Below are 10,633 nucleotides of genomic sequence, written 5' to 3' on the forward strand. Positions count from 1 at the left end.
GGAATGATGATTGATATGTCATCCGTGTATTTGCTGTTCATCATTTCAGATTCTTTTCTTCAGTTCTCTGTCCTCTGTCCTCTGTTCTCTGCCCTCTGTCCTCTGCCCTCTGCCCTCTGCCCTCTGACTTCTGTCCTCTGTCCTCTGCCCTCTGCCCTCTGCCCTCTGCCCTCTGACTTCTGTCCTCTGTCCTCTGTCCTCTGACTTCTGCCCCCTGTCCTCTGTCCTCTGACTTCTGCCCCCTGTCCTCTGTCCTCTGTCCTCTGCCCTCTGCCCTCTGCCCTCTGTCCTCTGCCCTCTGTCCTCTGTCCTCTGTCCTCTGCCCTCTGTCCTCTGCCCTCTGCCCTCTGCCCTCTGCCCTCTGCCCTCTGTCCTCTGTCCTCTGCCCTCTGCCCTCTGCCCTCTGCCCTCTGCCCTACACGCCGTCAACAATATCACAAAAAGCGGGGCCAGGCCTGCCAGCCAGTACCACCGGGTCTTTTCAAACCCGTTCTGATCCTTTTCAATCTGAATTGTCCCCCGGACGGTTTGGGCATAATGTTTTTTGCTCTCATCATATTCAACCGTGCAGAATACCGGGTAACTGGAATCGATATTTTCCCGGCTGAGAATTGGAAACTCAAGGATTTTCGCCTCCCCGGGTCCCAGAAAAAGCGTCTGCCGGTCTTTTGGCGTAAAAACCGCTCTCGGCAGATAAAGGGTCACCCGGCATTGGCGACGGCGGTCCGAGGTATTGCGGATTTTCACCGGCAAAATTCCTGCCATCGAAAGGCTCAGTTTACCGGTGGAAACCTGGAGTTTGGAATCTGTTTTCAGACCGCAATGAAACGTTGTGCCGCTCAGGGCTTCAAAGGCCTGCCGGGCGCCATCATGAAAAACGATTTTCCCAATGACAGGAAAAGCGCCGCGGGTTTCAGGCGGGACATCGATGTTCAAAGAAAATATTGCGTTTTGCCGGACGGCCAGGAGGGATTGAATGTCCGATTCCGCACGGCAACCGGCCATAAAAACAACGGCCCGCAGATCATGAGCGGCATCGGTGCCGGTATTTCTAACGGTTATAACGACATTGGCTTGATGTGCGCTGGCGGATATGGTCATCCGCATTTGAAGGGTAATCACACCGGCAGAGGCCCCCGATGCCGACAGGAGAAAAAAAACAAAAAATGCCCATAACCTGAAGCGAAAAATATTTTTTTTCATATAAACGAGGGGATCAGTTATTGGCTGATGACTATCAGCTTACCAGCTTTGCCAGTCTCGCAAACCACCCCCTTTTTACCACGCGCAGGGGCTCAGACACATCCAGGTTCCGGCCTGCGATAATCGCCGCCGGAATTTTTGTCACCATATCCCGGGCCTCAATCTCGCTGCCCAAAATCCCGGCGGCGGCCTCGACTGCCGATGACAGGACCGGCGGGCGGTTTTCATGCGAATGCGCATCCGATGCGATGACATGGGCCAGGCGCAAGTCCAGCAGCTCCCGGGCGCACACCATGGCCGCTTCTCCCAGTTCCCCGGTAATGCTCATGGCCGTCAGCTGGAGCAGGCAACCCATCTCCACCAGCTCATACACCCGCCCCAACTCGTTTTGAAGGACAAGATTCCGCTCAGGATGGGCAATAATCGGGGTAACACCTTTGAGCCGCAGCTCAAAGAGTTCGTTCCGGTACCCGGCGGGCAGTGCCTGAAACGGAAATTCCACCAGCATATATCGCCCCGTGTGATTAAGGGTTCCAATCCCGCCTTCTTCCAGTCTCCGAACCATCCCTTCACACATGTGGACTTCAAGCCCGGCCCGAACGACCACGGAAAGGCCTTCACTGCAAATCGTTGAGTTCACGGTATTCACGCACCGGCGCACATCTTCAAAATGATTCAGATACACACTGTTGTGGGTGTGGGGTGTGGCGACAATGGTCCGAATTCCGTCGCCAAAGGCCCTCCGAACCATTTCCAGGGTACCGTCGATATTCTCCGGTCCGTCGTCGAGCCCCGGCAGAATGTGGCAATGCAGATCAATCACTGATAGGACTCCGTTCGCTTTTTTCTTCGATTCGTCTTCTTTTTCCGCTCCCCGTCTTCACCGTAATAGTAATAATAATACTGATAATAGTAATAGCTGTCTTTCCCGGTACTGACCCCGTTGAGCACAGCACCGAGAATATGGGCATTGACTGACTGAAGCTGAGATAACGCATGACGAACCACCTGTTTAGGAGTTCCACCGGACCGGATGATCAGAACCACTCCGTCAGCCAGCTGGGACAGAATCACCGAATCGGTTACCGCTGAAATCGGCGGAGAATCGATAATCACGCAATCATAATTCTTTTTTAACACCTCTATGAACCGACTCATTTTTTTCGAGCCGAGAACTTCAGCCGGATTCGGCGGAATCGGCCCGCTGGGAATCAGATCCAGGTTCTCAACGCTACTGGAAACTATAGCATTCTTCAATTCACTCGAACCGGACAGAACAGAAGACAACCCGATATCCCGTGCAATCCGAAAGAACTTGTGAACCCGCGGCCGCCTCAAGTCACAGTCTACTACAATAACCCTGGAGCCGGACTGTGCCATTGTAATGGCCAGATTTGACGCGCAGGTTGTTTTTCCCTCGTACGGTCCGGCGCTGGTTACCAGGATCACCTGATGTGCTTTGTCCACCGATGAAAACAGAATACCGGTACGGATTCCCCGAAACAATTCACTGGCGGTAGACTTGGGTGAATGAATGGTAAACAGCTCTCCGGCTGTCTCTCCAACTTTTTCATCCGATGCAAATACCGGCAGCGGACCCAGGTAGGGTATTTTTAGATAATCTTTGACTTCATCAGGCAGTTTGATGGTATTGTCCAGGTATTCCAGAAAGAAGGCAAGGCCGATTCCCAGCATCAGGCCGACAACCAGTGCCAGAAGAAGATTTAGTTTTTTGTTGGGTTTTACCGGGTTCCGAGGCACTTCCGCACGGTCAACAATCCGGATATTGCCGGTCTTCATCTCTTCTGTCAGCGAAGTTTCCTTGAACCGTTTGACCAGAAGTTCATACATATTTCGCGAACTTTCAGCCTGACGCTGCAACACCCCGTACTGAACCGCCTTCTGGTTCATCTGCAGGCTCTCTTTTTTCTGTCTGGACAGAGACTGCTTCAGGGATTCTTCTCTGGCAAGGGCCAACTTGTATTCGTTGCGAAGGGAATTAACTACCCGCTGAATTTCCCTGTTTTTCCGCTTTTGCAAATCAGCCAGTTCAGCATCAATTGCCACCATCTGAGGATGATTTCGACCGTATTTTTTAGACAGCTCGGACATACGGTTGTACAGCTGAACCTCCATGGCTTTGATCTGCCCTATCAATGGATTGCTCAGCACCTCGGGGATCGAATCGAGCATGTCAGGAGAATCTTCCAGTTCCATGGCCTGACGGTAACGTGTTTCAGCCTCAACCCGGCTGGATTCAGCTCCCACGACCTGCTCATTGAGTGAAGCCAGTTTCTGGGCGGTTATTTTTTCAGCATCGCTGGAAAAATCCGTAATGATTTCGTTTTTTTCCTTATAGCGCAAAAGAGCGTTTTCAGCTTCTTCCACCTTAAGGCGCTCTTCATCGATCCTGTCGCTGAGCCACTTGACCCCGTCTTTTGCCGCCTTGAGCTTGGTTTCAAGGTTTTTATCAATATAGGAGTGAACCACTGTGTTGGCCATACGGGCAGCCATTACAGGATCTTTTGCTTCCACAAGTACATCCACCAGCCGGCTGTTGCGGATCGGCTGCACGTTAATCCGACTGATTACACTGTTTACCAGACCAGAATCAGGGTCAATTTCACTGTCTGCCAGAGCCGGCGGGTCAGACATTTTATCTCCGGTCTGAATCAACGATTTAAGCCAGTCTTGAAACCCACACGCCTGATCTCTGATCCATCTTTTGGCTGTCGCAATGACAGAGTCATCCGGTTCCGGGAAAAATTCCGGGCTGCTGTTCAAATCCAGCTTTTTAATAACATCCCGTGCAACCGCACGGCTTTCTATAATCTTGTATTGCGTCTGATAATAATCCGTTCCTGTCGAATCCACGGCCATGACTTCCTGAATCGAAACCAGGTTCGGATTTTCCTTTTCAATGACAATACGGGCTGATGCCTGAAAAATGGGCACAGACGTAAACGTATGAACCGCCACAAACAGAACTACCGCAACAAACACGGAAACGATCGTCCAGCGACGTTTCATAAGTACACGAACATAGTCTAAGAGATTGATCTGTTCTTCTCGGATTTCTTCTGTCATAGCTGTCAATTCTGTTATCTGTTATTAGAAAAGGGTTAAGGTTCAAAAAAATGGCTGCTTTCCCTGCACTCAGGCCTGAACCCTCATTTAGAAAAAACTCTCCGGGACCACGATCACATCGCCGGGTTCTATCAGGATATCCTGACCTTTTTTGCCCAAACGGGTAATCTCATCTACGCGGATTTCAATGATTTTTTCTTCCCCGTTTTCCACCCTGACAATCCGGGTTTTGTTCCGGGCCGCAATCTGGGTAAATCCGCCGGCCATACTGATCGCCTCAACGATGGTGATTTCCTTTTCCTGATACAGGTAAGAGCCGGGTTTCTGAACCTGACCAATGATGTAAAAATGTTCTGCCTTGGGGACAAACAAAAGGTCTTTATCAGCCAAAAGCATATTCGCCATCTGATCCCCCCCCTTGAGCAGTTCGGGGATATCGATGCGGATCACCACCTTACGCGCGTTATCCGTATTCGGATTTTCGGTACGAATAATCATTCCCTGCTTGCCGCCCTGTTCAAAATCAATACCGCCGGATCTGGAAATCGCATCCAGAACCCGTTCCCTGGACTGAAGCGGGTAAGTACCCGGTTCTTTGACCGAACCCAGCACCATATACTGTTTGCTCAGATAGTCAACGACCGTAACGGAAACATGCGCATCGAGAATGAACTGGCCTTCGGTCAGTTTTTGTGCGATGAGGGACTCAATTTCGGAAGTGGTCAGGCCATCCACCCGGACCCGGCCGATCAGTGGGAACGAGATATCCCCTTCAGCGCTGACACGTACTTTTTCCCGGGAAAGATCCTTTTCTTCATACACCATAACATCAAACACATCATAGCCCCCCACCCGGTAGTCCTGCTCGCTCAAATTTCCGGCATCGGGATTGAGTGAAAGATATTCGGAAACCGTGTAATTGGGAGTGAGCTGAATCACACGTTTCAAACCGGAATCTTTATTAATTTCCTGTTTTCTTACTTCCTTTATTTCGGCAATCCTGGCAAGTTCTGCTTCACCGATCCCGGAAAGACTCTCATCCGATACGGTCGTTACCTTCACCACTTCACCACCCGTACTCACACAGGCGGCAATCGCAAATAAAATCACGACAAAAAAAGCTCGGCCCGGGGAATATCTCATTTTGACACCTTGAATCCATCTGAAGATCATTTTTTTTAAGTAATTCAGATTACTATGCTATCTCAAAAAGCCACTACACATCCGGATTTCCCTTCGCGGAAACCTGATGATATGTATTGTACAAGTTTTAAACTTTATATGCTTGGGAACAAGATTTCAAGGGATTAATTTATTTGTTGAAAAAGATGACATCATTCATAACCGACTGAAGCGAAAAAAAGGGGGACGACATTTATCCCCCTTTTTTTCATTTTGGCCATAGACGAAAATTTCAAATCAGAATAATGCGCTGATACGGAATGCGACGACATTGTCATCGTATTCCTGTGATGCATAGGTATCCTCTGTGGCTTTTTTGCTTTCCAGGCGGTATTCCACACCGGCCTTGAGCCAGTCACGGGCCGCCCATTCAATGCCGATGCCGGCATTATAGATGTTGAAGAACTTATCCGGACGCCCGGAGACCTCGTTCTGATAATCATTGGTGATCCAGTCCATCCCGACCAGGAGCGCCAGGCGATTCTGCAGGCCCTGGGTCAGGTGAAGTCCCACATCGGTATCGATGTAGGATGCCGCATCCGAATCCGGTGATCCCAGATGCCCCCGGTTCAGGGTCAGGGCGATCCCGGTCCGTTCGTACATCTGATAATTGATACTGGATTCGGCAATCCATGTGGACTCGTCCTCGTAAACTCTGTTGGCAAACAGCGGGCTGGTTTCATTGTCGAAAGACTTCTCGCCGTAACCAATCTTTAATTCCCCGCTCAGTTTTCCGCCGGGTTCAAACCGTGCACCGATAAAAAAATCATTGAGCGAATAATCCTGGGATGTGGCGGCTGACCAGGTCACGCCGTCGCCCGTTACGCCGTCATTCTGTTCGTCGTATTCGGCATCGGTTCGACGTATCTGACCGAACACGGAGGTTTTCGGCGTCATTTTGTAGATAAAGGACATGCCGTAAACATTGTCGGTCCGGTCCTGCCATTTGTCCTGATCCAGGTCGTACCGTTCGACATAGCGCTTGTAAAGTACTTCGACGGAATATTGACCGGCAAATTCATAACCGATCGTAACATTGGCATTGTTGTTCCATCGTTCGGTATTGACACCCAGCTGATACTGGTTCCGGCTTCCCAGAGGGTCTTTGGTATACACGAAATCATCGGCCGCCTGGATGTAAAAACCGGCCGGGTTCCTATAGCCGAAGGCCACCCAAGGCCTCTGTGTCGTGTAGTTATTATTATCAAAATCCGAATACGCCACCAGATCCGCGCTGTATCCGGCATTGAAAAAGTTGCCCGGATTTCCGGCATAACTCATCCGGACCGACGGTGTAAAAATATGGATGTAGTCATCCTCTTCGTTGGCACTTTCCTTGAAAATGTTGTCATCGTATTTCAGTTTGTAGTCTATACCGGGTTCCACCTTCAATCGGCCGAAGTGAATATTTCCGGCTGCAAAGGCCGAGCATACCCAGAATGCTGAAAACAGCACGGCCAGTAAAATTGCGGCACCCTTATTACATAACGGTTTTTTAAACATTTTAGCTACTCCTTGCTGCAACACTCATGTTATTCAAATAAATCTCCCCCTCATTGCAGGTAGCCTCAGGAAGCCATTCCGGGTGGCGTTAACCGATATTACTTCCCATTTGTCACGCGCCGGGCATCACAGAAACAAGTCGTCACAAATGCACAGGCACCATAGCCTATCTCTGGAGTGGTGAAAACGCTCTTAATCCGACTTTTTGATATTATTCCATTTTTGTTCCGTATAAGCTCGAAGCTGAATGCTGAAAGCTCAAAAATATCAAACTGTTTGCACTGTTGAACTTTCAGCTTTCAGCTTCGAGCCTGATGATAACTTTTAATGCAAAAATTGGGTCAGAATGGCTGATTTTCATCACCCCAGCCCACCTCTTTCTTTTCAGTACAATCTCTGCAGCCGGTCATCAAAATCCAGCCGTTCGAAATATCAAATCCCCTCCAGCTGAAATCGACCGTTCCGGTTCAACGCAATACCCATTCCACTGAAACGGCTTCAACTAATGAACTGTTTTTCAGGCAAAAAAAACAAACACAATATATACAGGGAGTACCAGATATGTATCTCAGAAGACGTATCATCACGACTTTTTATAGCTGACAGGCATAAAACGAATCGTAATTTATAAATTACGCTGTATTCTATTGACGTAGTCGCTTTTTGTCAATACGATTCTATCGTCGGTTCGATAATTAATAGACTTTTTTTATCATCTATTTACGGGCAGTCCATTGAAGCACTTGACTTTGTAAGCTTTGGTCATTTTCCGGAATGCACTTCAGAACGACTCGATCCACCGGATAATATTCCCACACGCGTTCAACCGCTCTTTTCCAAAGAGCCGGTTTTACCTGCAGCGCTCGGCTGAAATAATACTGAAATTTTAAAATTCCCTCTTCTCTTGAAGCGACAGCACCTCCGTCGGCAACCGTCAAAAGGCCGTTTTCCGGAAGGATCGAAGCACGCCACACCCAGTACCAGGCCACATCAAACTGCATGTCCGAATCCATGGGAGCGCATTTCAGTGCGATATCAAAACATCTTTCCGCCAGCGGAAGCCACTGGGTCAGGTAGCCGTAAGGATCATAGCTTTTCAAAGAATATCGTTTACCCAGATGATACCAGAACAGACCTCGTGCCGGATTGAGACGAACTGCCTGCTGCAATGCGGCTATGGCCTGCTCGTTGCCTGCGTCTCGTTCCTCCTCATGTGACGTCTGCCGTGTTTCATACCACAGCGCCCGTTTGAAATAACACTCCGCATTGGCCGGATTATAGGAGACGGCCTGTTCAATATCGACCCGTTTCGGCTGATAGTTCAGATTCATGGTGGAATTCCATTCCGTCGCATAAGCGGCTTCGGCCGCCAGATGACGCCCGGCCGTTACGGCCCCGAACCCGAACAGAAACACTACCGTCAGTATGCCCGGAATTCTCCAGAACCGATTGAGAAAAATCTTTCGCTTAGAATAGAAAAACGATTCGCTGTATCCCCGGCCCTGCCGGTGCACGGCTGCATACCCGATCCCCAGCAGGGCCGCCAGCGTCAGCGGATTGGCCGGCACGTGCATGTTAAAGTCAAAAAAGCTGTGAATACCCATGCTCAAGAGCCCGGTCAGCACCCCGGCCCCGATGCCCAGTGCATGCTCATCCCGCCGGTTAAACCAGAGACGGATCATTTTTACTGCATACAGCCAGAAAGCTGCAACCAGCAGCATTCCGCCGGGCAGGCCCAGGTCTGTTACCCCTTCGAGCCAGTCATCATGCGAATACCCGCTGGTGTAGACCCCGTCATAGTCCGGCGCATATCGGGGATACAGGTACCTGAAATTTCCCCATCCGGTGCCGGCTGCCGGATAATCCCCCACCATGGGAATCATGGATTGACTGGTCGTCAACCGTTTGGTCAGACCAGCTTCGGAACGCTCAAATTTTTTCAGCGCAGGATCGATGCCAACCGTCAACCCGTATCCGACCATCACCAGGCAGAGGAGCAAAATCCCCGCTCCGAATTTCCGGTAGAGCGGCCGTTTGAAAAACAATGCGGCCATCACCACCATGGAAGCCCCGAAGGACAGGATTCCGCCCCGGGATGCCGACATCAAAAGCCCCACACCCATGATGACGGAAATGAACCCGAGCACCAGCATTTTAGGATTGGCGGATTCCGGAGCGAACCATCCGACTACCCGCTGAACCGCGGAACGGCCCCCCCGAAGTTTCCGGCCCACCCGGCGGGTGTGTTTTTTCTGGGCCATCATCCAGCCCAGCGCCAGGGGCAGCACCATTTCCATGTATCCGGCAAAATGATTGGATACGATATACGTCCCGCTCGCATAGCGGGCTCCTCCCACCCGGCTTTTCCACCACCAGACCCGGGGGATGTCGGAAAAATTCTGGTAAACGGCATACAAGGCTTCAAACAGCCCGACCGATATCAGGACAACCACCAGAATATCCAGGCGTTTTCGGGAGGTCGCTGTATTGAGGACCAGAAAAAACATCCCGATATAGGCCACCGTCTTCAAAAGCTCGATGCGGACCGGATGCAGGTAATAGGCCAGGGGCATCCACCCGTTTGTACCGGCACCGGCATCTCCTGCCGCCGCCAGTACATCCAGCATCTGACGTTTGTCCGCATAGGTCAGCGGAGACAGGAACTTCACCACCCCGGGCGGCATCGGCACCATCTGCAGGCCGATCAGCACCAGAAGCGCCGAAAGTACCCAGTTGACGGGTGTTTTCACCCATTGCACCCGACCGCAGCCCGACACCATCTGATCCAGCAGATACAGCGCCAGCAAAAAAAACACCCCGATCTCCACCACGGTATACGCCCACACATGAATGGCTCCGAAGGCGAGCGGAGCGAAGATGAGAAGCGCCAGCGTGCCGGTAAAAACGAGTTTATCGATAAGACTCTGTTTTTTAGTATTTATCATTTTTAGTAAGCAGTCGGTAGTAGATAGTAGGTAGTAGGTAGTAAGCAGTAGGCTGTAAGCGGTAAGTAGCAAGCCGTAAGCCGCAAGTAGCAAGCCGTAAGCCGTAAGCCGTAAGTAGCAAGCTGTTTAATAAAAGCTACATTTTTAAATCGTTACATGCCGCACCTTCTCCATGTATATTTTTTCGTGGGTTACAAAATTTTCCAGATTTATCAATCATGCCGGAAAGCATTCGGCCTACTTCATCATAGCCTTTTGAAAGTTCCCTATATATTTTTTCATCAATGTATCCAAAGTCCCTTGAAAAATCCAACCATACCTCAGTTTCTCCAGCCTCACCGGCGCAATCAATAAGCTTACTGATAAACGCTTTTTCATATCTTCGTTTCTTCCAGGCCTCAGCCAAATTGGCGGCTACGCTTCGAGACGATCTTCTAATCTGATCCACCAGAGAATATTTTTCATCCTTCGGGAATGTTTTCGTAATCTTATGTATTTGCAGTGCAAATTCATATGCTTTCTGATAGAGCTTTAAATCCTTGTACCCCCGATACCCATTCGTCATAGCGTCTACCCCCCTGCTTTTTTTTTCTTCTCACTCCCGACTCCCTACTCCCTACTCCCTTACTCCCTTACTCCCTACTCCCTTACTCCCTTACTCCCTCCTCCCTACTCCCTTACTCCCTACTCCCTACTCCCTCACTCCCTCACTC

General features: G+C 50.1%; 7 protein-coding genes. All 7 read right to left on the bottom strand.

Annotated elements, in window-relative coordinates:
- Positions 1-45: 45 nt before the first annotated feature.
- The 7 genes from PHQ97_15200 to PHQ97_15230 all read right to left on the bottom strand — a co-directional run bounded on the left by PHQ97_15200 (position 46) and on the right by PHQ97_15230 (position 10,485).
- The gene (locus PHQ97_15200; GenBank protein MDD4394078.1) at positions 46-1,122 is read right to left on the bottom strand and encodes a hypothetical protein; all 1,077 of its coding nucleotides are present in this window, start codon (positions 1,120-1,122) and stop codon (positions 46-48) included.
- Positions 1,123-1,237: 115 nt separating this feature from the next.
- On the bottom strand, positions 1,238-2,026 hold the full coding sequence (locus PHQ97_15205; GenBank protein ID MDD4394079.1) for a hypothetical protein: 789 nt from the start codon (positions 2,024-2,026) through the stop codon (positions 1,238-1,240).
- Positions 2,023-4,290 carry a polysaccharide biosynthesis tyrosine autokinase gene (locus tag PHQ97_15210; GenBank protein MDD4394080.1) on the bottom strand — a complete coding sequence of 756 codons (2,268 nt, stop codon included), beginning with the start codon at positions 4,288-4,290 and terminating at the stop codon, positions 2,023-2,025. The genes PHQ97_15205 and PHQ97_15210 overlap by 4 nt, the downstream gene beginning before the upstream one ends.
- 87 nt (positions 4,291-4,377) lie before the next feature.
- Positions 4,378-5,433 (bottom strand): polysaccharide export protein, encoded by a 1,056-nt coding sequence (locus PHQ97_15215; protein ID MDD4394081.1) that lies wholly within the window; start codon positions 5,431-5,433, stop codon positions 4,378-4,380.
- Between the two features lie 276 nt (positions 5,434-5,709).
- Entirely contained in the window at positions 5,710-6,975 is a 1,266-nt protein-coding gene (locus PHQ97_15220; GenBank protein ID MDD4394082.1) for an outer membrane beta-barrel protein, read from the bottom strand.
- Between the two features lie 716 nt (positions 6,976-7,691).
- The gene (locus PHQ97_15225) at positions 7,692-9,920 is read right to left on the bottom strand and encodes an O-antigen ligase family protein (GenBank protein ID MDD4394083.1); all 2,229 of its coding nucleotides are present in this window, start codon (positions 9,918-9,920) and stop codon (positions 7,692-7,694) included.
- Between the two features lie 136 nt (positions 9,921-10,056).
- Positions 10,057-10,485, bottom strand: a complete 429-nt coding sequence (locus tag PHQ97_15230; protein MDD4394084.1) for a four helix bundle protein — start codon at positions 10,483-10,485, stop codon at positions 10,057-10,059.
- Positions 10,486-10,633 lie beyond the last annotated feature (148 nt).

The sequence above is a fragment of the Desulfobacterales bacterium genome (assembly GCA_028704555.1).
GTDB lineage: Bacteria > Desulfobacterota > Desulfobacteria > Desulfobacterales > JAQWFD01 > JAQWFD01.